The organism is Parabacteroides acidifaciens (assembly GCF_003363715.1).
GTDB classification, from domain to species: Bacteria; Bacteroidota; Bacteroidia; order Bacteroidales; family Tannerellaceae; genus Parabacteroides; species Parabacteroides acidifaciens.
This window is the reverse complement of the sequence record NZ_QREV01000055.1, coordinates 1-22,996: the sequence shown is the minus strand read 5'-3', so window position 1 is coordinate 22,996 and position 22,996 is coordinate 1. Positions and strand designations below refer to the sequence as shown.

Below are 22,996 nucleotides of genomic sequence, written 5' to 3'. Positions count from 1 at the left end.
CAGGAACGACTCCGAATTTCATCGGAGTCAATTGAATAAAAGCATACAGAGATGTTTGAAACATAAATGTAATGCAATCGTAACATCTCATTCAACCCCATGTAACAGCTTCTTAATCTCTGTTTCGTTCCTTTGCATCAGAATAAAAAGGTAAACAAAGTGAAAAAGTTTTTCGAAAAGATTGTAGAAGGGGGATTGCTTATTAGCGGGAGCGTCAGCAGTTTTACGATTTTACTAATCGTGTTCTTCCTGTTCAAAGAGGCCGGCGGCCTTTTTAATACTCCGGCCACTGAAGAAGGTTATGTACTTGCCGTAAATGAAAAGAACGATGTCACCAAATTATCGCCGGAGAAGATCATGGATATTTTCGATGGCAATATCAGCAACTGGAAAGAGATAAACGGGATGGATCAGGAAATTCTGGTATTCCGTTTCTCCGATCTGACCAATTACTACTCCGAAGAAGAGTTAGGCGACGAATTCCAGTATGTGCCCGAGAAAATCAGCGAATTGGTAGCCAAAGAGCCCGGCATCATCGCATTCTTCCCCAAACAATACCTGTTAGAGAAAGGCTTCCAAGGCAGGGTTCTCCCAGAAGAGAAAATTACACCGGGGGAATTTTTCGGCGGGACAAAATGGTATCCGACCTCCACTCCCGCCCCGATATTCGGGTTGGTCCCGCTGTTGTTAGGGACATTGCTCGTCAGTATCGGTGCAATCATCCTGTCGCTTCCTTTCGGTGTGGCCGTAGCGATCTACATGGCGGAGATTGCAAGCAAACGGACACGCGATTTGCTGAAACCCATCATCGAATTGCTTGCCGGCATCCCGTCTGTTGTCTACGGATTCTTCGGGTTGGTGGTGATTGTACCATTGATACAGAAAGGGCTTCATCTGCCTGTCGGTGAAACGGCTTTCGCCGGTAGTGTAGTCTTGGCCATCATGGCTCTCCCCACTATCATTACAGTTGCAGAAGATGCCATGCGGACAACACCGCGCGCCATGAAAGAGGCAAGTCTTGCGCTGGGAGCAACCCAATGGCAAACCATCTACAAAGTGATAATCCCGTACTCGATTTCCGGTATCACATCGGCTATCGTATTGGGTATCGGACGTGCGATAGGCGAAACAATGGCGGTGTTGATGGTTACCGGAAACGCGGCAGTCATTCCGACTTCCTTCTTTGAACCCGTACGTACCATTCCGGCAACGATCGCAGCCGAACTTGGGGAGGCACCTGCAGGCGGTGCACATTACGAAGCGTTGTTCCTGCTGGGTGCGGTCCTTTTCCTCATAACCTTGATATTGAGTATCTCGGTTGAATATATCTCATCTAAAAGAAAAATCTGATTAATAATATGGCACCTGTACAAAAAGTAGGAAATATAGACGCTAAGAAACGTTCCTCGCAAAAGTTGGCTTTCGGTTTCTTTACCTTCCTGAGCTATTTAGTTGTTGCAATCCTATTTGTGATCCTGGGCTTCATCATCATCAAAGGAGGTAGCGTGATCAGCTGGGACTTCCTGACAAAAGCGCCTGAAGACGGCATGACAAAAGGAGGTATTTATCCGGCTATTGTCGGGACGTTCTACCTGATCCTCGGAAGCAGTATCATCAGTTTTCCAATTGGGATCATGAGCGGTATCTATATGAATGAATATGCGACAAACGGCAAATTAGTACGTTTCATCCGCATCATGACAAATAACCTAAGCGGTGTGCCTTCTGTCGTGTTCGGGCTGTTCGGTATGTCGCTGTTTGTAAATACCCTGGGATGGGGCGACTCTATCATAGCCGGTTCGTTCACACTGGCGCTGATGTCGTTACCGCTGATTATCCGTACAACGGAGGAGGCCTTGAAGAGTATCGATGATTCCTTTCGCCACGGAAGCTTAGCCTTAGGCGCAACAAAGCTGCAAACGATCCGCCGCGTGGTACTTCCGATGGCATTCCCGAATATCATCACCGGTTTGATCTTGTCCGTCGGACGCGTTTCGGGGGAAACGGCACCGATCCTGTTCACTGTCGCGGCTTATTTCCTTCCCCAGTTACCGGGAAGCATTTTCGACCAGTGTATGGCATTGCCCTACCACCTGTATGTAATCTCGACCAGCGGTACGGATATCGAGGCTTCCCGGGGCATGGCCTATGGAACTGCATTGGTTCTGATCGCAATCGTGCTGGTTGTCAACCTACTGGCCAATGCATTGCGTAACTACTTTGCTAAAAAGGTAAAGATGAATTAAATAAATTATTAGTATGATAAAGATTGATGCTCAAAACGTAGATTTCTATTATGGCGACTTCCATGCATTGAAAAACATATCGATGCAGATAGAAGCCAATACCTCGGTTGCCTTTATCGGGCCGTCGGGTTGTGGAAAATCTACATTCCTCCGTTTATTCAACCGCATGAACGATCTGATTCCCGACACACGCCTGGAAGGAAAAATCTTCATCGACGGACGGAATATCTATGAAAAAGGAGAAAAGGTAGACACGCTCCGTAAAAATGTCGGGATGGTCTTCCAGAAAGCAAATCCGTTCCCAAAGACAATCTTTGAAAACGTCGCTTACGGGCTCCGCGTAAATGGTATTAATGACAAAGAATATATTGAAGAGACAGTAGTCAAAAGCTTGAAACAGGTAGTTCTCTGGGATGAAGTAAAAGATAAGCTGAAAGATTCGGCTTTCGCCCTTTCCGGAGGCCAGCAACAGCGGCTTTGTATTGCGCGTGCACTCGCAATCTCCCCTTCTATCCTGCTGATGGACGAACCGACCTCGGCTCTCGATCCGATCTCGACAAGCAAGATTGAAGACCTGGTGCATGAATTGAAGAAAGAATATACCATTGTGATCGTCACACACAATATGCAGCAGGCTGCCCGTGTGAGTGATAAAACGGGATATTTCTATTTAGGAGAACTGATCGAATACGGAGATACGCGTAAGATTTTTACCAACCCGGAAAAGGAGTCGACACAGAACTATATCACGGGAAGGTTCGGGTAATTGAAAATTGAGAATTGAAAATTAAAAAGCAATATAGATGAAAGTCATTGAGAAGGAAATAACGACGTTGAAGAATACAATCAACGAAATGTGGGCGCTTGTCCACCAGCAGATATACAATGCCGGTGAAGCCATGCTGACAGGCGACAAGGAACTCGCTTATAAAGTAATCAACCGCGAACGCCGCGTGAATGCATTCGAGCTGAAGATAGACAGCGACTGCGAGGATATCATCGCCCTGTATGCACCGGTAGCGGTCGATCTTCGTTTCGTGCTGGCCATGTATAAGATCAATACGAACCTCGAACGGTTAGGAGACTTCGCCGAAAGTATCGCCCGCTTCTCCGTCAACCTGCCGGAGGGGGAACCGCTTGACCCGGAATTGGTGAAAGACACCCGTGTAGAAGAGATGTTACAAGAACTTCTCTCGATGTTTTCTCTCGCCCAGGAAGCCTTCGAAAAAGAAAGCTCGGAAATTGCGTCCCGCATTTTCATGAAAGATAATCTTATCGACGAGATCAACCATAATTCGACACACCTGATTGCCAACTATATCGAAGCTCATCCGAGCTGTGCGTTGGCTGGTCTTTACATGGCCGGTGTAATCCGCAAGATGGAGCGTTTCGGCGACCACTGTACGAATATTGCAGAAGAGCTGATCTTTTATCTGGATGCAAAGGTGATGAAACACATGGGCAAAACAGAAGAGAAATAGTTATCTTTGCAGCCAGAATCAAACACAATCGTAATCGACAATGAAACGACTAACGGCATTCTGGCTGTCAGCCTTCTATTTATGTACTACATCCTTACAGGCGCAATCGATCATCCCGGAACGGGATTCGTCTGCCATTTCCCTGTTTGAATATGCGACCAAGATTCCCCGGCGGAATAATGTATTCAATCTGAATTTGGAAATGCACGCCTCTTTCAACACATTCTTCACCGGCAACAAGCTGGATGAAGCCGCCTTTCGTTTTAACCATATCAAGCTCGAAGCCGCCGGCGAAGTAAACGACCGGCTCTTCTACTGGTATCGGCAAAATCTCAACCAGGGGAATGAAGGCATGGAGCTGGAAAACCTGCCGGAATCAATCGAGTATGCCTTGATCGGCTACCGCCTCAACGACAAGTTCACTGTCATCCTCGGGAAGCAGGATGCCGCCTGGGGCGGGTTTGAATATGACCTCAATCCGTTCGAGATATACGAATACAGCGACATGAACGAATATATGGATTGCTATTTCACAGGAGCAACACTGGCGTACCAGCTGACACCCTCACAGGAATTGCGTGTACAGGTGACGGACAACCGTATCGGCAGCATGGAAGATGCTTATGGCGTGCTACCTGCCGGAATCGAGAAACCACGTGCCCCTCTTTTCTATACACTTAACTGGAACAGCAATTATCTGGACGAAGTAGTAAACCTCCGTTATTCGGCTACTGCAGGCGAACAGGCAAAAGGGAAATGGATGTATATGGCTTGGGCTGGACACAATGTCTGCTCCGGTCCGTTCGACGGCTATCTGGATGTGATGTACACACGCGGTCCGCTCGACCCGCTGGGTATCCTGACCGAATTGGTTCCGGCTGCCGACGAGGATGAAGAAGGCCCCGTTTGCCTCCGCAACGTCCAGTATCTTTCGTTTGTCGCAGAAATGAATTACCGTTTCCACCCGAAATGGAATGTCTTTGCCAAAGGCATGTATGAAACCGGCTCCATCTACAAAGGCGGAAACAGCGAAGACGCGCCCCCTTCCGGCAAATACCGTACCGCATGGGGCTATCAGGCCGGTATCGAGTTCTATCCGATGGCCGACGAAAACCTGCACATCTTCCTGACAGGGACAGGCCGCTCCTACAGCTTGACGGGAAAAGCGAAAGCGCTGGGTGCTTCCATTGAAAACACAGGGAAGATTTCAATCGGATTTATCTACAAACTTCCATTGTATTAAGAATAAGTCTGTATATTTGTAAACAGAATAATAAACAAAAAAGCAATATGCAAACAGTCAAACAAGACATTATCGGAAAGTTCTCCCCGCATCTATTCTGGGATACAGACCGGGATAAATTAGATTGGGATCATCATTGCGCTTTTATTATCAAACGTATACTGGAATACGGTACTTTAAATGACTGGTATTTACTTTGTCGTTATATTCCAATATCTGATATAGCTTGTATCGCAAAAAAGTTCCGGGATCTCGAGCCTCGGGCTCTCGCTTTTATTTCAACAATATCACACATTCCAAGAGAACAGTTCAGATGCTACACTACAAAACAATCGATCCCGCAACACTGGAACTTCTAAAAAGTCTTCTGGCTATTCCGGATTTTGAAAATCTGCGTCTGGCAGGAGGTACTTCACTGGCTTTACAAATTGGCCATCGAACATCTGTTGATTTAGATTTATTTGGAGCTTTGTCTATAGAGCCGGATGAGGTTCTTGAAATAATCCGTCCTTTAGGAAACATTTCAATTATAAAGAACTCAAAGAACATCCATATCTTCACCATTAACAATATAAAAGTAGATCTTGTAAACTATGGATATCCTTGGTTAGCTCCGGTGAATAACACAGATTTTCTTCGACTGGCAGGTCTGGAAGATATTTGCGCCATGAAGCTGGCGGCAATAACCGGCAGAGGTACAAAAAAGGATTTTATCGATGTCTATTTCCTCCTACAATATTTTTCACTAAAAGAAATGCTCCGGCTTTATTCTGAAAAATATACAGACGGTTCCATATTTATGGTCATTAAAAGTCTTTCCTATTTTGACGATGCTGAAGAAGAACCCGAACCACTCATGTTTAGTATTATTGATTGGAATGTGATAAAAGAAGAAATGCAAAAACAGATTTCATCACTTACTTTCTAAATAAAAAGAGGGGATCAAAAACTCTTTTACCCCTCTTTTATACAAATAACCAATTTAAAACATCAACCCCAACTGATCCCCAGCCTGCAAGTCTACGACCAACATGCCGTCGACGACGGGGAGGGAGACGGATTTCTGGTTGATTTTGATGCTCATGTTGGCTGAATTAGCAGGGAGTTTGATGCGGAAAGTATCAGTCACCAATGCTTTCAAGCCGGCTTCTGTCAGCTGGCCTTCCGACCATTTGGCGGACACTTCGCCACCACCACGCACTTTCAACCCCTTGAAACTGCCGCTTTTCCAGGCAGAAGGCAGAGCAGGAAGCAATTCGATCCGTCCGGTCTGGCTCTGTACCAGCATTTCGGCAATACCGGCGCAACCGCCGAAGTTTCCATCAATCTGGAAAGGAGGATGTGCACAAAACAGGTTCGGATACGTACCGCCGCCGTTCGTCATATTTGTCTTCCGGTCCACACACGGACGAAGCAAGTCCGCCAACAACTTATAAGCATGGTCGCCATCGTGCAGCCGCGCCCAGAAATTGATCTTCCAGGCCATCGACCAACCTGTGCTCTTATCGCCGCGGGCAATAAGCGACTTACGGGCAGCCTCGGCAAGCTCCGGCGTCTGTTCCATTGAAATCTCATTGCCCGGATACAGACCGTATAAATGGGACACGTGACGATGATGGGGTTCTGTTTCCTCATACGGTTCAAGCCATTCCATAATACGTCCATCCTGACCGATCGTCGTCGGCATCAGGCGGGCACGCTTGGCAGACAGTTCGCCGGCAAAATCCGAATCGATCCCCAAAATACCGGCTGCCTCGATCGTGTTGGTGAACAACTCGCGCACGATCTGATTGTCCATCGTAGAACCGGCACAGATATGGGCTGTATGGCCGTTCGGCAGCTTATAGCCATTCTCCGGCGAAGTCGTCGGGGCCGTCACCAGATATTTGTTGCGGGGATCTTCCACCAGCATATCCACAAAGAACAGAGAAGCGCCCTTTAGGACCGGATAGACTTCTTTCAGATATTCTTTATCCAATGTATAGAGATAATGCATATACAGGTGTTCACAAAGCCAGGCAGCGGAAGTATTGGTCGCCCCCCACGACGGATGCTCGCCCGGAGCCGTAAACTCCCAGACGTTACCCAAAATATGCGTCACCCAGCCACGGGCATTATAATAAGCCTTTGCCGTCCGCTCTCCACTGGCAACCTGTTTCTTGGTCCATTCCACCAAGGGGAGATGCAGCTCGGAAAGGTTTGTAACCTCAGCCGGCCAATGATTCATCTGCAGATTGATATTCAGATGATAGTCGCCATTCCAGGGCGTATTGATCGTATTACACCAAAGCCCTTGCAAATTAGGAGGCAGCAGGCCGACGCGGGTAGACGAGATAAGCAAGTAACGGCCAAACTGGAAATAAAGTGCGCCCAGCGAAGGATCGTTATGATCTTCGTTGAAAGCGGCAAGACGTTCATCCATCGGCAGGTCTTCCCGGGAAGAACGTCCCAGATCCAATTCCACACGTCCGAAGAGAGAACGGTAAGCAGCGACATGTGCTTTCTTCAAGGAGGCATAATCTTTCTTTTCGGCATTCGCCAGCAAAGATGCAACCTTGCCGTCCGGATCCTTGTCGAAATAATCGGTAGCCATGCTGACCAGCAGAATAGCCTCGGAAGCATTATGCACGGAAATCATAGAATCGCCCGGAGTGACAGTTCCGCCTTTCGGCAAAAGGACACGGACACGGGATGCATAACGAAGACCTTTCATCTCGAGCGTATCGACTCCATCGGGCAATTGCCCCTGCATCAACAAGTCATTGCCGTCGGCCGTCACCTGATAATGTTCGGGACGATTCATGCCGAAGGAGAAGTTCAAGGCCCTGTCGGCATCGGCAGTCAGACGGATCACGCCCAAATCATCGGCAAAGGAAGTGAAAACCTCACGGCCGTAATTCACTTTCCCCTTTTTAAAAGAGGCAGTCGCAATCGCGTTATCCAGATTCAGTTCACGCCGGTAGGCAGAGATCGAATCTGCCGCATCCTGGTAATCATAGTCCAACACAAAGTTGCCCAGCAATTGATAGCTACCATAAGGGACATTTGCTCCTTGTCCCTGCCCGCTTCCTTCACCCTTGCAGACGAAGGTGTTGTACATCAGTTCCTGCGCCTCATCATTGCGGCCTTCAAAAAGAAGACGGCGTATCTGTGCCAGCGAATAATAAGCCTGCGGATTATCGGTATCCTGTTTGCTTCCCGACCACATGGAGATTTCATTCAAGACAATGTTTTCCGTTTCGACACCTCCGTCCGGCATCAATCCGAGACGCCCGTTACCTAACGGGAATGTTTCTTCCCAAATCTTTGCGGGAGCATCAAAATGATAGGACAACGACTTACCCGTCTTCACATCCGGCATATTGCATCCTGCCAGGAAAAGCAATATGAACGAGAGACATTTTAGTTTCATGGCTATTAAATCTTTAAGTTATTATCAGAAACTTTGCATATCGCAAAGCTTTTTATAGTATCCGTTCAGTTCGATCAGTTCGTCATGCCGTCCGCGTTCCACAATCGCGCCTTCGTGCATCACGCAAATCTCATCTGCATTCCGGATAGTCGAAAGGCGGTGTGCAATCACGATCGTCGTACGGTTACGCATCAAGTTCTCCAAAGCCTCCTGCACCAGACGTTCCGACTCGGTGTCGAGCGCAGAAGTCGCCTCATCGAGGATCAGGATCGGCGGGTTCTTCAGGATCGCGCGGGCAATGCTGATACGCTGGCGCTGTCCGCCGGACAACTTGCCGCCCCGGTCGCCGATATTGGTATCATATCCTTCCTCGCTCGCCATAATGAAATCGTGCGCATTGGCGATGCGGGCCGCCTCCTGTACCTGTTCAAGCGTAGCTCCTTCCACCCCGAAAGAGATATTGTTGAAGAACGTATCGTTAAAAAGGATTGCCTCCTGGTTCACATTTCCCATCAAGCTGCGCAGGTCGTACAGGGTCGCATCGCGCACATCCGTACCGTCAATCGTTATGCTGCCTTTATCCACGTCATAGAAACGGGGCAGCAAATCCACCAGCGTACTCTTTCCCGAGCCTGACTGTCCGACCAAAGCCACCGTGCGCCCTTTCGGAATCGTCAGGTCAATACCTTTCAACACCCATTCATTCTGGTACTTGAACCATACATCCTGATAACGGATACTCTCGTTCAAGGCAATCGGTTTCGGGTTCTCCGGATCGTTGATATCGCTTTCCGCTTTCAGAATCTTATCCACACGATCCATGGAAGCAAGCCCTTTCTGGATGGCATAGGACGCTTTGCTCAGATCTTTTGCCGGATTGATAATACTATAGAAAATCACTAAATAATAAATGAAGGTAGAGGCGTCGATCGGACTGTTACTGCTCAAAATAAGCGTACCGCCATACCAAAGCACAATCGCGATCGTAGCCGTTCCTAAGAACTCGCTCATCGGATGCGCCAATTGCTGGCGACGATAAATGCGGTTCGTCAACCGGCGGAATGTCTCGTTGCTCTTCTCAAAACGATCCTGTATCTTTTTCTCTGCATTAAAAGCCTTGATAACCCGCAGGCCACCCAATGTTTCCTCGATCTGGCTCATCAGATAGCCCCATTGCTGTTGCCCCTCGAACGATTTCCGCTTCAGTTTCTTTCCAACCTGGCCCATCACGTAACCGGCAACAGGCAGCAGAATAAAGACAAAAAGCGTCAACTGCCAACTGATCGCAATCATCCCGATCAGGTAAATCAGGATCAGAATCGGATTCTTAAAGAGCATATCGAGCGAACTCATGATGGATGTCTCGATCTCGTTCACGTCACCCGACACGCGGGCAATGATATCGCCTTTCCGTTCTTCCGAGAAAAAACCAAGCGGAAGCTCCGTGATCTTGCGGTTGATCTGGTTGCGGATATCGCGGACAACGCCCGTACGAATCGGGATCATCGTATAAAAAGCCAGATACATCGTTCCGACCTTCATGAAAGTCGACACAACCAGGAATATACCTAAGATGATAAGCGTAAACGAGCCGCCTTTCGTCTCGATCATATCGGAAACAAACCAGAAGAAGTTATTTTTCAGCAACTCGGGAGTCGCTTTCCAGGCCTCGAAAGACAGCGGATTGAACGTCCAGTCGATATATGTATATGTCTCGTCACTAATCTTAAAAAGAATATTCAGAATGGGAATAATTAAAGCAAAGGAGAATAGATTCAATATGGCAGACAGGATATTGAATATCACATTCCACACCATATATTTCTTATAGGGAGGCACAAAGCGCCTCAGTATACGCAGAAAATCTTTCATGTTTGATTGATAGATTGAATTTAGGGCCGCAAGTTACTCAATATCCGGCTTATTCCGGGTATCAAGCGGTATTTTATTTCATTGTCCCCGATTCCTTAGCTGCCAGATGCCGTTCTGTTCACTCGTTCTATGGCTTCCATTAGTTGTCCGCTTGGCGGCGAACGATCGTTCGCTTGGCGCCGGACGATCGTTCACCAGCAAGCGGACGATCGTTCACCGCCAAGCGGACGGTTTATTGTTGCCGGTCGAACGGATAAGAGTCCTAATGGAAAAAGGTAAAATAGTAAGGACAAAACGATAAGATGTGCAACTATATGCGTTATCTTTGCATCTATATAGTATAAACAAATGCTATAAAAATATGAAAAAGGTTTCTACTTCTCTACTGAAAAGTATCAACTGGCTACTGGGCGGGATACTTGCGTTATTAGGTTTCTCGGCATGCAACCGGATTGAATATGATATGTACGGTTGTCCACATTCCAATTATACCATAAAAGGGCAAGTGACGAATGAAACCAATATCCCCATTCCCGGAATCCGGATATGTTCTCCATACGGGGAAGACATTCCCTATGCAGACACGCTGTACACGAACAATAAAGGAGAGTTTTCCTATACTTTCGACGGTTTTAGCAGAAGAAATGAAATTCCGCTTTTGCTGACTGATATCGACGGAGAAGAAAACGGAGGCAACTTTGCGCCGGACAGCGTATCGGTTTCTTTTAAAGGAGCGGAACTAACCGGTGGAGACGGCAGCTGGTATTTGGGAGAAGCGACAAAAGAAGTTACAATTGTTCTCAAAAAGAAGAAAGAAGAAAATAATAAATAAAAGCACATGGATAAACGCCCTGGATTGCGAAAACGTCTTGCTTTAGAACTATTCAGAAGTATCCGGAGAAACCGGGCCAAGATACATGAGTTGCGTACGCTCTTCTGGGAGTGTACGCTTCGTTGTAATGCGTCCTGCCGCCATTGCGGAAGCGATTGCCATGTTTCGTCGGCGCATCCCGATATGCCGGTCGAAGATTTCCTGAAAGTCATCGACGAGATCACGCCGCATGTGAACCCGCACCAGGTAATGATCGTCTTTACCGGAGGGGAAGCGTTGGTTCGCAAGGACATCGAGGTCTGCGGACGGGAACTGAACAAACGTGAATATCCTTGGGGAATCGTCTCCAACGGATTGCTGCTCACCCGCGAACGACTGGATTCGTTGCTTGCCGCCGGTATGCACTCCATCACCATCAGCCTCGACGGTTTCGAAGAGGCGCACAACTGGCTCAGGGGCAATCGCCGGAGTTTCGAATGTGCCGTCAATGCGATTGCGATGCTGGCGGAAGAAAAAGAAATCTCGTGGGATGTCGTGACCTGCGTCAACCAGAAGAATTTTAAGGACCTGATGCTGTTCAAAGAGTTCCTGATCGAGATGGGTGTCCGCAACTGGCGCATCTTTACCATTTTCCCGGTCGGACGGGCGGCAGAAACACCGGAATTGCAGATCGACGACAAACAGTTCACCTGGGTCCTCCAATTTATCCGCCATTGCCGCCACGAAGGAAAGATACACGTAGACTTTGCCTGCGAGGGCTTCCTCGGCAACTATGAAGGCGAAGTACGCGACCAGATTTTCCACTGCGACGCAGGTGTCAGTACCGCATCGGTCCTGATAGACGGCTCTATTTCCGGCTGTCCGAGCATCCGCGCCAACTATCACCAGGGAAATATCTACAAAGACAGCTTTATCGACGTCTGGAACAACGGCTTCAAGGAATACCGCAACCGGAAATGGGCCCGGAAAGGACAGTGTGCCGACTGCGACATGTTCCGCTATTGCGAAGGTAGCGGAATGCACCTGCACGACGAGAATGGGGACCTGATTACTTGCCATTACAAAAGGATTGAATAAAACTCGTTAAATACAGATATGAGAACCACTTGCAATATATTTTTACTGCTATGCCTGTTTGCTTGTACACAAGGAAGTAAAAACAAGGAAAAGGATATCAAGACTTATACAGTCGCCTGGGAGAATATATCTTCCCCTAAAGTCTTTTTTGCAGATATCGATACAGCCTATTTCATACCATTAGAGACAAATGATAGTAGCCAGATCGGGGAGATCAGCCAATTGAACGTATCCGACAAATTGGTATTGTCAGACAGAAAGCCCCAAAGCATCCTACAATTCTCTCTTGACGGGCATTTCCTCTCAGCACACAAAGCGATCGGGAATGGTCCGGGTGAATATGTGCGGATAGACGGGATGTACGTAGACAAGAACAAAGACCATATTTTAGTTTTAGACGCGATCCAGAATAAAGTGCTGACCTACGACACTAATTTCAAGTTTATCGAGGAGAAGCATACGCCGGTTCCTTTCGGAGCAATGGCTTTCAGTATGATCGAGGACAGTACTTTTGTCTATGAAGAAGGCATAGGGACAGTCAAAAGCGATTTGAAATACTGCCTGTTCGTTCAACCCCCAAACGGGGAAACACGTCATTTCCTGCCTTTTGAGAAGACCATGAGCATACATTTCTCGCCAAGGCAATCACTCTACCATGTAGATGACGCATTAGTGTTTGTCCCGACATACAACGACACGATTTATAATGTATTCGAAGACCGGGTTGAACCTCGTATGAGGATCGACTTCGGAGAGCAATGGGTTGACGAAGCATTTGTTTATAATCAGGCTTTAGGGAAAGGCCCGATGCTGTTCATGCAAAAGCTGGCAGATCAGAATTTCATATATTTCTTCAACCTGATGGAGAACAAGACACATATCTATATGGATTTCTACTACAAAGGCGGAGCTTATGTATCCGTCATAGACAAAAAAGACAATAGTAACACGCTTGTCAAGTTCAGTGATCCGGATGCACAGATGAAACCATTAGCCTCGCATGGAGACTATTTCGTGTTCCCTCTCGCACAATCCGAATTCGCAAGAATTGCCGATAGCAACAATTATACGTTTGCAGGCAAAGCCTCGATGGTGGAAATAAACAACAAATTGAATGAAGAAAGCAATCCTGTATTAATGTTCGTAAAATTTAAATAGAGATGAAAGTACTGATTTTATTATTCGCAATCCTGTTTGGACAAGCAGGAGGTGACGACTGCAAAAGTTTTTATGAAAAGAACCTGCCAGATGAAATATATGGCAAAGTCATTGAAAAGAAAGAAGATACCGACTACTATCGGATCAAAATAAAAGACTCCATACAAGAGAAAGAGATCGAAGTCTTACTGCTCAAAAACAAAACCGGTAAGGAGATATTTGATTTCATCCAAAAAGAAAGCTACGTAAAAAAAAGAAAAGGCAACCTGTCGCTTTCAGCTCTAACACCCATGAAAGGAGGAGGCGGTTTCAACGGGCAGTCTTTTCCCGACTTATGCGAGTAAGGGAAATTATCAATCGTCCATTGCCAATTGTCCATTGTTTCTTATCTTTACCCTCGTAAACTAAAAAACAACAATCGTACATGAAAAACGCTCTAATCTTATCGGCCTTACTTGCGTTTGGGCCCGTCTGTTTCGCTCAACAGACAGAGAAATATCCATTGGGCAATTATGAGGAACTGACAGACACAAAGCCGCACGACAGTGAGGAAGTCTGGAACAAGATGAAAACGCCAACCGAGTTTAGCTGGGGCATAACGGATATCCGCTATAAAAAGCTGGACGTTCCCGATGTGAAAAAGACAACACGTCTGCAAACAAAAGCCTGGAAAGGCGAAAGGATAAATGCACAGGCTGTGCTGTGGACCAAGAATGACCTGGAAGAGGCAACCATCACGGTAAGCGAGCTTAAGAACGGTTCTTCCGTCATTCCGGCTTCTGCCATCACGACGAATTTTGTACGCTATGTCATGACCGACGAGCTGAACAAAGACCGCAAAGGCGGTTGCGGACATCGTGAGAACAAAGCCGAATGGGATTCGTCCGTCGTTGCCGATGTGCTGGACATTGTCAAGATACAGGACATCAAAGCCCGCACGACTCAACCGATCTGGCTGAACGTATGGGTTCCCTCCGATGCCCGTGCCGGGAAATACAAAGGGACATTGACCGTTTCGGGAAAGAATTTCCAGGCGATGAACCTGCAATTCGAAGTAAACGTGCTGAACCGTACGTTACCAGCCCCGCAAGACTGGGCTTTCCACTTGGATTTGTGGCAAAACCCGTATTCCGTAGCCCGCTACTATCAGGTTCCGCTCTGGAGCAAAGAACATTTCGACGCAATGCGCCCCATCATGAAAATGCTGGCTAACGCCGGACAACGTGCTATCACGACCAGCATCATGCACAAACCCTGGGCCGGACAGACCGAAGATCATTACGACAGCATGGTCACTCGCATCAAGAAAATCGACGGGACATGGGTCTATGACTATGCCGTCTTCGACAAATGGGTTGAATTTATGATGAACGAAGTGGGCATCAAGTATCTGATCAGTTGCTACACCATGATCCCCTGGGCACTGAGTTTCGACTACTTCGACCAGGCAACCAACCGTGTCCAGTTCATCGAAGCCAAACCAGGCGATGCCGAATATGCCGACTACTGGGGTTCTTTCCTGAAAGACTTCTCCCGCCACCTGCGTGCAAAAGGCTGGTTCGAAAAGACAGCTATCTCAATGGACGAACGTCCGATGGAAGCCATGCGCGAGGCCATCAAGGTGATCAAACAGGCCGATCCTGAATTTAAAATCACGCTGGCAGGTAACTACCATCCGGAAATCCAGTCCGACCTCTATTACCTGAGCATCCCTTACGGCCATAAATTCCCGGAAGATGTGAAAGCTGAACGCGAACGCAAGGGACAGATCAGCACGGTTTACACCTGCTGCTCGGAAGCATTCCCGAACACGTTCACCTTCTCTGATCCTGCCGAAGCTCCCTGGACCGCCCTGCATGCCATTGCCGGAGGTTACGACGGTTACCTGCGCTGGGCCGTAAACAGCTGGACAGCCGATCCGCTGCGCGACTCCCGTTTCCGTACTTGGGCAGCCGGCGATACATACAGTATCTATCCTGGACCACGTAGCAGTATCCGCTTCGAACGTCTGGTCGAAGGTATCCAAGATTGCGAAAAAGTCCGTATCCTCCGCTCAGATCTGAAAGGTAGCAAATTAGACAAATTGAACAAAGCAGTCTCCATGTTTACACCGGAAGGCTTATCCGAGACGCAAAAGTCGGCAGCCGAGATGGTGAATGAACTGAATGAGTTGCTGAATTCGCTGTAATCAGCCTCTTTAGAGATAACAAAAATCCCCTTGGAGAATGTATTCGACTTCTCCAAGGGGATTTTTATTTAGAGTGATATAGCAATTATCATCTTATAATAATTATCTTTGCATAAAACGTGTAACAGTATGACAATCTTGAATAATCCATTCGTCACCAGCGGATATGCTTCTCCGGAATATTTCTGCGACCGTGAAGAAGAAACGAAAACGTTACTCCGCTGGTTGGTAAATGAAAATAATGTAGCTATCATTTCCACCCGCCGTATGGGAAAAACCGGTTTGATAGAACATTGCTTTCATCAGCCGGAAATAAAAGAGGAATATTACACTTTCCTGATTGACATTTATGCGACCAAGACACTTCGCGATTTTGTATTCCAGTTAGGGAAAGCCATTTTAAACACGTTGAAACCAAAAGGCAGAAAAGCGTGGGAACTGTTTCTGAACACACTGGTCTCTGTCCGTGCAGGCTTCTCATTGGATCTGTCGGGATTGCCTTCCTGGAACATCGAACTGGGAGATATAAAGTCGCCGGCAGTCACGCTGGATGAGATATTTCGTTACCTGGAACAAGCAGACAAACCTTGTATAGTTGCCATCGACGAATTTCAGCAAGTAGCCGGTTATCCGGAGAAAAGCATCGAGGCTGAACTGCGTACGCTTATCCAGCATTGTCGCAATGCTCATTTTATTTTTGCAGGTTCACAACGTCATCTGATGGGCGAAATGTTCATCAGTCCGGCCCGCCCTTTCTATCAGAGTGTCTCGATTATGCATTTGAAGGCGATCGATCTGAATGCTTATATTGAATTCGCATCATCACACTTCCTTACATCGGGTAAGAAGATCGATACAGAGGTTATTTATTCCTTGCATGAACGTTTCGAAGGCATCACCTGGTATATCCAGAAACTGCTGAACGTATTGTTTGCCATGACTCCGAAAGGAGAAACCTGCAATACATCTATGGTAAACGCCGCACTCGAATTCGTGTTGGACTCTTACTCTTTCTCTTATTCGGAACTGCTCTTCCAACTTCCCGAAAAGCAAAAAGAGTTGTTGGTAGCCATCTGCAAAGAAGGCCATGCCACCGCCCTAACCTCCGGGAAATTCATCCACCGCTACAGCCTTCCTTCCGCCAGCTCTGTCCAATCCGCCCTGAAAGGCTTGTTGGAAAAGGATTTCGTAACACGGGAAAAAAATGAATATCTGGTGTATGACCGGTTCTTCGCGGAATGGCTGAGGAGGAGGTTTTAAGATATAGGAAACAGTTTTACAACAAAAGTTTCACAAAAACAAACCTTCAAACCTTCATCTGATGGTTTATCCGATTATTATATAGTCATTTACAGATGAAGGACATGAACCTTTTCATCGCCGGATGAAGTTTCAATCAGGGAATTACCAATAACTATTACTCTAAAAACGAATAAGCATCGGATAGCAAACCGATGCCTGTTCAATTCCGACGCGATGCTTGTCCCATAAAAACTGGCTCCCGTCCGAAAAATTGCAACTCCCATCCGAAAAAACAGGAACCATTCCATTCAATTTAAAATACCGGCAGTTTCGCTGGAAAAGACTTAAGTCTTTGATCCCAAAAGCTTAGGTCTTTGATTACAAAAACAACTATATTTAGAGATCAAAACACCTATGTTTTAATTTCAATGCGCATATGTTTTGACAAAGGTTCATAAGCTTCATCCATAAGAAACTCTATATTAACCAATTAAGCATATAGATGAAGGATTGAAGGATTATTTTCAGAAAACTTTTGCGGAGAGATATGTGATACTACCCTGAGATAGAAAACAAAAAAAGAGACACTACGAATAGCATCTCTTTTTCTGTTTTCTTTATTTATTTCTCCCGAATAAATATATTAATCGGTGTTCCTGTGAACTCCCAGTTTTCGCGGATTTTGTTTTCCAGGAAGCGTTTGTACGGGTCTTTGATCCATTGGGGGAGGTTACAGAAGAATACAAACGAAGGGACTTGGCCTGCGGGAAGCTGGGTGATATATTTAATCTTGATATATTTTCCTTTCCATGCGGGCGGCGGGTAATTCTCGATGATCGGCAGCATGATCTCGTTCAGTTTGGCTGTCGGGATGCGGCGCTGGCGGTTCTCAAAAACCACTTGGGCTGTTTCCAGCACCTTCAGGATGCGCTGTTTGGTCAGGGCCGAGATAAACAGGATCGGGAAGTCGGTAAACGGTGCCAGGCGTTCGCGAATCGCATTCGTAAACGTCTCGATCACTTTCTGGCTCTTGTCTTCCACCAAATCCCATTTGTTTACACAGACAACCAGGCCTTTCTTGTTCTTCTGCACCAACGAGAAGATGTTCAGGTCCTGGCTCTCGATACCACGGGTGGCATCCAGCATCAGCACGCAGACATCCGAATTTTCGATGGCACGGATCGAACGGATCACAGAATAGTATTCCAGGTCCTCGTTCACCTTGCCTTTCTTACGGATACCGGCCGTGTCTACCAGATAAAAGTTCAGGCCGAACTTGTTATATTTCGTATAGATGGAATCGCGAGTCGTACCGGCTATATCCGTCACGATATGGCGGTCTTCACCGATAAATGCGTTGATAAGAGAAGACTTGCCGGCATTCGGACGGCCGATAATGGCGATACGGGGCAGCTCTTCTTCCAACTCCTCCGGCTTGTCTTCCGGAAGTGTAGCAACAATCTTATCCAGCAGATCGCCGGAGCAAGAACCATTGATGGCAGAAATACAGAACGGATCACCCAACCCGAACGAATAAAATTCTGCAGCAGCAGGATGCAAATCGAAGTTGTCCGCTTTGTTGGCAACCACGATCACTGGTTTCTTATGACGACGCAGGATGGCTGCAACCTCGTTGTCCAAGTCTGTTATACCGTTTAATACATCCACCACAAACAAGATCACGTCTGCCTCTTCGAGGGCGATCTTCACCTGTTTGTTTATCTCTTCTTCAAAAACATCATCCGAATTAATTACCCATCCGCCGGTGTCAATCAGCGAAAATTCTTTACCGGTCCACTCCACCTTGCCGTATTGACGGTCACGGGTAGTGCCTGCTTCCTCGTTGACAATCGCCTGACGCGACTGTGTCAAACGGTTGAACAGGGTGGACTTTCCTACGTTGGGCCTACCAACTATTGCTACAATATTTCCCATAAACAACTTTTTCTGTCTGTGCTGTTAATTAATCCAGCTGGTAACCGAAGTTCTTCAGCATGTTATCCCGGTTGCGCCAGTCTTTTTCGACTTTGACAAACATTTCCAGAAAAACCTTCTTCTCAAAGAAGCGTTCGATATCCTTGCGGGCCATAGCACCTACTTTCTTCAATGCTTGGCCACGATGCCCGATGATGATTCCTTTCTGGGAATCGCGTTCAACAATAATGAGCGCCTTAATGTGAATCAGCTCGGCTTCTTCCTTAAACAGCTCCACTACGACTTCAACCGCATACGGGATCTCTTTCTGGTAGTACAGGAGGATCTTCTCACGAATAATCTCCGTAACGAAGAAACGGGCCGGTTTATCGGTAAGCGCATCTTTCTCGAAATAGGGAGGAGATTCAGGCATCAGCTCTTCCACCCTGTGTTTTACGTAATCTATATTAAAATTCGAAAGGGCGGAGATCGGAATGATCTCGGCTTTCGGAAGAAGTTCTTTCCATTCGGCAACCATTTTTTCCAGCTCGGGCTGGGTGGTCGTATCGATCTTGTTGATCAGCAACAGGACCGGACATTCCACTTTCTGGACCTTCTGGAGAAATTCTTCATTCTTGTCAATCTTCTCGACGACATCGGTTACATAGAGCAGCACATCGGCATCACCAAGTGCCGACTGCGAGAAATTAAGCATAGACTCCTGCAACTTATAGTTCGGATGCAGGACTCCCGGCGTGTCTGAATACACGATCTGCATATCGGCGGTATTCACGATTCCCATAATACGGTGCCGTGTAGTCTGCGCTTTCGACGTGATGATCGAGATACGCTCTCCCACCAGACGGTTCATCAACGTGGACTTTCCGACATTCGGATTACCGACGATATTAACAAAGCCGGACTTATGCTTGTTTTCCATTATACCCCCATTTAAGATAAATTGCACCCCAGGTAAAGCCGGCACCAAATGCTGCAAGGATCAGGTTATCCCCTTTCTTCAGCCTGTCTTCCCACTCCCAGAGGCAGATAGGAATTGTTCCGGCACTGGTATTTCCGTATTTCTGGATATTGATCATTACCTTATCCATATCCACGCCCAGACGTTTGGCCGTCGCATCGATAATACGCAGGTTTGCCTGATGAGGCACGATCCAAGCGATATCGTCATGTGTCAACTGATTGCGTTCTGCAATCTCGGCTGCCACATCAGCCATATACGAAACGGCATACTTAAAGACATATTTCCCATCCTGGAAAACGAAATGTTCGCGGTTATCCACAGTCTCGTGAGAAGGAGGATAGGCAGAGCCGCCGGATTTCATAATCAGATGCGAATAGCCTACACCATCCGTACGCAAGATTGTATCGATAACCCCAACTTCTTCCGTTGTAGGTTCAAGCAATACAGCGCCACAAGCATCGCCAAACAAAGGACAGGTAGAACGGTCCTGGTAGTCTGTGATAGCGGTCATCTTATCACCGGCCACCACAATAACTTTCTTATAGCGTCCCGAACGAATATAGTTTGAACCCGTTTCCAGTGCATACAAAAAACCGGCACAAGCACCTTGCAAATCAAAAGTCATTGCATTCTTGCAGCCGGTATGGTAAGCAATTATGGAGGAAGTTGTCGGAAAATGATGATCGGCCGTAGTTGTAGCCGTCAGGATCACTTCTATTTCTTCCGGATTTACATTCGTTTTTTCGAGTAACTGCTTCACAGCACGTATGCCCATATATGAGGTACCAATCCCTTCGCCTTTCAAAATTCGGCGTTCTTTGATGCCTACACGTGTCATGATCCATTCATCCGTCGTATCAACCAATTTCGAAATGTCTTCGTTTGTCAATACATCTTCGGGAACGTATCCGCCAATACCTGTAATAACCGCATTAATCTTATCCATAATCTTTAAAATAAAAGGACTATATATCCCAATTAAAAAAAAGCCCTAAAAAAACTTTTAGGGCTATTTCTTGGTTTATCAAAACTTAATTCAGTCCGGATAAACTTACACAGCTGCTTCTTTTTCGATAGCCAACTTACCTCTGTAATAGCCGCATTCGCCGCATACAGTGTGATAAATGTGCCATGCGCCGCAGTTCGGGCAAATAGCCATTGTGGGAGCGACAGCCTTGTCATGAGTTCTTCTCTTGGCTGTTCTTGTCTTACCTTGTCTTCTTTTAGGATGTGCCATGTTTTAATTTATTTAATTGTTATCATTCTCAAGTAAACCTTTCAGACCATCCCATCGCGGATCTGTTGCTGTCGATACGTCGTCGTCGATCGTGATATCTTCATCCACGCTTTCGTCTTCGTATTCTTCATCTCCGTCGTCAGTACTTCTGGCAGTATGCTTTTTCAGCTTGGACGACATAGTCTTATTACATTTTCCCGGAGCATGTACGTGCTTCATAGGAATAGCCAATGCAATAAATTCATACAGGAACCACGCCAGGTTAATGGCGCCTTCATCTTCCGGTATAACAACTACTTCGTCACTTTCTTCGGCATATTCTTTACCGAACTTTACCACCAGGCGATTGTGTGTGTCGATAGGGATTTCCATATCGTCCAGACATCTGTCGCACGGAACCATAACAACACCTTCTATCTGAAAGTTCATTTCAAACATCACGGACGACCGCTTTACAGTGAGGTGAACCTTCACTTTGCCCTTCTGGACCTGGTCTCCATCGATGTCCACAAAAAACTTATTCTCCAGTAAGTAGTCAAATTCATGAACTCCCGGAGCGAGATTTTTCAAATCTACATTATATAATTTAAACTTTCCCAAAGCCTTTTAGTGTAAAAACCTTGCAAAGGTACGAAAAAACTAAACACAAATGCAACACCTTCGCAGTTATTTTTTATTATCAGGGATTTTAGCACTTATACTTTCTAAGCTCTATGCGGAAAGTCGTCCCTTTACCGGCCTCCGAACTCTTTACAAATATCTTTCCGCCATGATAGGATTCTATGATACGTTTCACCAATGAGAGCCCTAACCCCCAACCGCGTTTTTTGGTTGTATAACCAGGATTGAATACAGTATTGAACTTCGACTTGGGAATTCCTTTACCGGTATCTGTTACGTCAATGCGGACAACTTTATCACGCTCTTCCACTTGGAAAGTAATCTCTCCCTGCCCTTCCATCGCGTCAACAGCGTTCTTTGTCAGGTTTTCAATAACCCAGGCAAACAAAGAATCATTCATCAATACCTGAATCGGTTCAGCTGTTAGATGAGTATAGATCTTGACCTTTGAAGATATGCGCGTGCTCATATAGCTTAATGCCGTACGGATCGAATTATTAATATCGACAGGAGCAGGGTCGGGATTAGAACCTATCTTGGAGAAACGCTCTGCGATTGTCTCCAAACGTTTCACATCTTTCTCCATTTCACTCAACAGGGAAGGATCGATCTCTTTTGTCCGCAAATATTCCACCCATGCGATCAGAGACGATATAGGCGTTCCTAACTGATGCGCCGTCTCTTTGGATAGTCCGACCCACACTTTGTTCTGTTCGGCTTTCTTCGTGCTCGCAAGTGCCAAAAAAGCGATTGCAATAAAGACAAAGACTATTGACAACTGTACATAAGGATAAATCAACAGTCGTTTCAGAATAATAGAGTCGTCATAATAGACATATTGGAACGTTCCGTCTTCCATATCGATCACAATCGTATTCTTGCTTTTCAACTCCTGCACTTTTGCCTTTTCAAATTCTTCCACATTGTTTTCCGGCAGATCTATATTTTTGAGAGACATAATACTGTCCCTGTCGTTACAAAGCACAACCGGGATAGTCGTATTGCCTTGAAGAATTTTCAAAACAAGCGACATATCCACTGCAGCATCCTTACTCGCCGTAAGCCGCGTAGCCTCTGCCCATACTTCCATCATCTGGCGCTCTTCCCGTGCCAGATCTTTGATCAACATATCGGAAACAACAAGTGAAGCAATCGAGATCAGAATTGCCGTAAAAATAAACACATACTTCAGCCGTTGCCGGGAATCATATATACTTTTCATATCGAAATATTCAGTCAATATATATTGAACGGCAAAGAATAGGGAATATTATAATATGAGCCCAGATTGTCGCTTTACACTTGGCTACATTCACGCTTGTACCAAGCTTAAAAGTCGTTTCCATACATTCCAGACTGTGCGTAGAGAGGAAAAAAGGATAACCTCTATAAACAGAAAAGGAGTCAGTTCAATGAACTAACTCCTCTTCACTTCGCTTTCGCTTTTAAAACGGCGGCTATCTACTCTCCCACTTTTACGCAGTACCATCG

21 protein-coding genes are annotated in these 22,996 nt (G+C 46.4%); 13 read left to right on the top strand and 8 right to left on the bottom strand.

Features of this window, described 5'->3' with window-relative positions:
* Nucleotides 1-159: 159 nt before the first annotated feature.
* Genes pstC through DWU89_RS17110 form a run of 7 tightly spaced genes read left to right on the top strand, consistent with a single transcriptional unit; the run spans nt 160 to nt 5,898 of the window.
* Nucleotides 160-1,350 carry a phosphate ABC transporter permease subunit PstC gene (gene pstC, locus DWU89_RS17140; RefSeq protein WP_115500863.1) on the top strand — a complete coding sequence of 397 codons (1,191 nt, stop codon included), beginning with the start codon at nt 160-162 and terminating at the stop codon, nt 1,348-1,350.
* An 8-nt stretch (nt 1,351-1,358) separates the two neighbouring features.
* Entirely contained in the window at nt 1,359-2,246 is an 888-nt protein-coding gene (gene pstA / locus DWU89_RS17135; RefSeq protein WP_115500855.1) for a phosphate ABC transporter permease PstA, read from the top strand.
* Between the two features lie 13 nt (nt 2,247-2,259).
* A complete protein-coding gene (gene pstB, locus DWU89_RS17130; RefSeq protein WP_115500854.1) occupies nt 2,260-3,012 on the top strand; it encodes a phosphate ABC transporter ATP-binding protein PstB in 753 nt (250 codons plus the stop codon).
* 37 nt (nt 3,013-3,049) lie between these two features.
* Entirely contained in the window at nt 3,050-3,727 is a 678-nt protein-coding gene (gene phoU / locus DWU89_RS17125; protein WP_115500853.1) for a phosphate signaling complex protein PhoU, read from the top strand.
* A gap of 40 nt (nt 3,728-3,767) precedes the next feature.
* Nucleotides 3,768-4,970, top strand: a complete 1,203-nt coding sequence (locus tag DWU89_RS17120) for a porin (protein ID WP_115500852.1) — start codon at nt 3,768-3,770, stop codon at nt 4,968-4,970.
* A 47-nt stretch (nt 4,971-5,017) separates the two neighbouring features.
* Nucleotides 5,018-5,329, top strand: coding sequence for a DUF6922 domain-containing protein (locus DWU89_RS21310; RefSeq protein ID WP_115500851.1), 312 nt, complete (start codon nt 5,018-5,020; stop codon nt 5,327-5,329).
* Nucleotides 5,284-5,898: a nucleotidyl transferase AbiEii/AbiGii toxin family protein gene (locus DWU89_RS17110; RefSeq protein WP_115500850.1), complete on the top strand. Its 615-nt coding sequence runs from the start codon at nt 5,284-5,286 to the stop codon at nt 5,896-5,898. The genes DWU89_RS21310 and DWU89_RS17110 overlap by 46 nt, the downstream gene beginning before the upstream one ends.
* A 54-nt stretch (nt 5,899-5,952) precedes the next feature.
* On the opposite strand, the gene DWU89_RS17105 is transcribed toward DWU89_RS17110, so the two are convergent.
* Nucleotides 5,953-8,382 carry a glycoside hydrolase family 95 protein gene (locus DWU89_RS17105; protein WP_115500849.1) on the bottom strand — a complete coding sequence of 810 codons (2,430 nt, stop codon included), beginning with the start codon at nt 8,380-8,382 and terminating at the stop codon, nt 5,953-5,955.
* Between the two features lie 24 nt (nt 8,383-8,406).
* A complete protein-coding gene (locus DWU89_RS17100; RefSeq protein ID WP_115500848.1) occupies nt 8,407-10,254 on the bottom strand; it encodes an ABC transporter ATP-binding protein in 1,848 nt (615 codons plus the stop codon).
* Nucleotides 10,255-10,615: 361 nt separating this feature from the next.
* On the opposite strand from DWU89_RS17100, the gene DWU89_RS17095 reads away from it, so the two are divergent.
* From DWU89_RS17095 to DWU89_RS17070, 6 genes are all read left to right on the top strand, one after another.
* Complete coding sequence (locus tag DWU89_RS17095; RefSeq protein WP_115500847.1) at nt 10,616-11,086, top strand: radical SAM-associated putative lipoprotein; 471 nt, start codon at nt 10,616-10,618, stop codon at nt 11,084-11,086.
* A 6-nt stretch (nt 11,087-11,092) separates the two neighbouring features.
* On the top strand, nt 11,093-12,163 hold the full coding sequence (locus DWU89_RS17090; RefSeq protein ID WP_115500846.1) for a TIGR04133 family radical SAM/SPASM protein: 1,071 nt from the start codon (nt 11,093-11,095) through the stop codon (nt 12,161-12,163).
* Nucleotides 12,164-12,181: 18 nt separating this feature from the next.
* Complete coding sequence (locus DWU89_RS17085; protein ID WP_115500845.1) at nt 12,182-13,321, top strand: 6-bladed beta-propeller; 1,140 nt, start codon at nt 12,182-12,184, stop codon at nt 13,319-13,321.
* Between the two features lie 2 nt (nt 13,322-13,323).
* Nucleotides 13,324-13,665, top strand: coding sequence for a hypothetical protein (locus tag DWU89_RS17080; RefSeq protein WP_115500844.1), 342 nt, complete (start codon nt 13,324-13,326; stop codon nt 13,663-13,665).
* Nucleotides 13,666-13,745: 80 nt separating this feature from the next.
* On the top strand, nt 13,746-15,509 hold the full coding sequence (locus tag DWU89_RS17075) for a DUF4091 domain-containing protein (RefSeq protein WP_115500843.1): 1,764 nt from the start codon (nt 13,746-13,748) through the stop codon (nt 15,507-15,509).
* A 129-nt stretch (nt 15,510-15,638) separates the two neighbouring features.
* Nucleotides 15,639-16,769 (top strand): AAA family ATPase, encoded by a 1,131-nt coding sequence (locus DWU89_RS17070; RefSeq protein WP_115500842.1) that lies wholly within the window; start codon nt 15,639-15,641, stop codon nt 16,767-16,769.
* Nucleotides 16,770-17,372: 603 nt separating this feature from the next.
* On the opposite strand, the gene der is transcribed toward DWU89_RS17070, so the two are convergent.
* From der to DWU89_RS17040, 6 genes are all read right to left on the bottom strand, one after another.
* Nucleotides 17,373-18,686, bottom strand: a complete 1,314-nt coding sequence (gene der / locus DWU89_RS17065) for a ribosome biogenesis GTPase Der (protein ID WP_115500841.1) — start codon at nt 18,684-18,686, stop codon at nt 17,373-17,375.
* 28 nt (nt 18,687-18,714) lie between these two features.
* On the bottom strand, nt 18,715-19,605 hold the full coding sequence (gene era / locus DWU89_RS17060; RefSeq protein ID WP_115500840.1) for a GTPase Era: 891 nt from the start codon (nt 19,603-19,605) through the stop codon (nt 18,715-18,717).
* On the bottom strand, nt 19,589-20,593 hold the full coding sequence (locus DWU89_RS17055) for a beta-ketoacyl-ACP synthase III (protein WP_115500839.1): 1,005 nt from the start codon (nt 20,591-20,593) through the stop codon (nt 19,589-19,591). The genes era and DWU89_RS17055 overlap by 17 nt, the downstream gene beginning before the upstream one ends.
* 105 nt (nt 20,594-20,698) lie before the next feature.
* Complete coding sequence (rpmF, locus tag DWU89_RS17050; RefSeq protein ID WP_005634607.1) at nt 20,699-20,884, bottom strand: 50S ribosomal protein L32; 186 nt, start codon at nt 20,882-20,884, stop codon at nt 20,699-20,701.
* A 12-nt stretch (nt 20,885-20,896) separates the two neighbouring features.
* On the bottom strand, nt 20,897-21,484 hold the full coding sequence (locus DWU89_RS17045) for a YceD family protein (protein WP_115500838.1): 588 nt from the start codon (nt 21,482-21,484) through the stop codon (nt 20,897-20,899).
* Between the two features lie 88 nt (nt 21,485-21,572).
* Entirely contained in the window at nt 21,573-22,727 is a 1,155-nt protein-coding gene (locus DWU89_RS17040) for a sensor histidine kinase (protein WP_115500837.1), read from the bottom strand.
* Nucleotides 22,728-22,996: the final 269 nt, after the last annotated feature.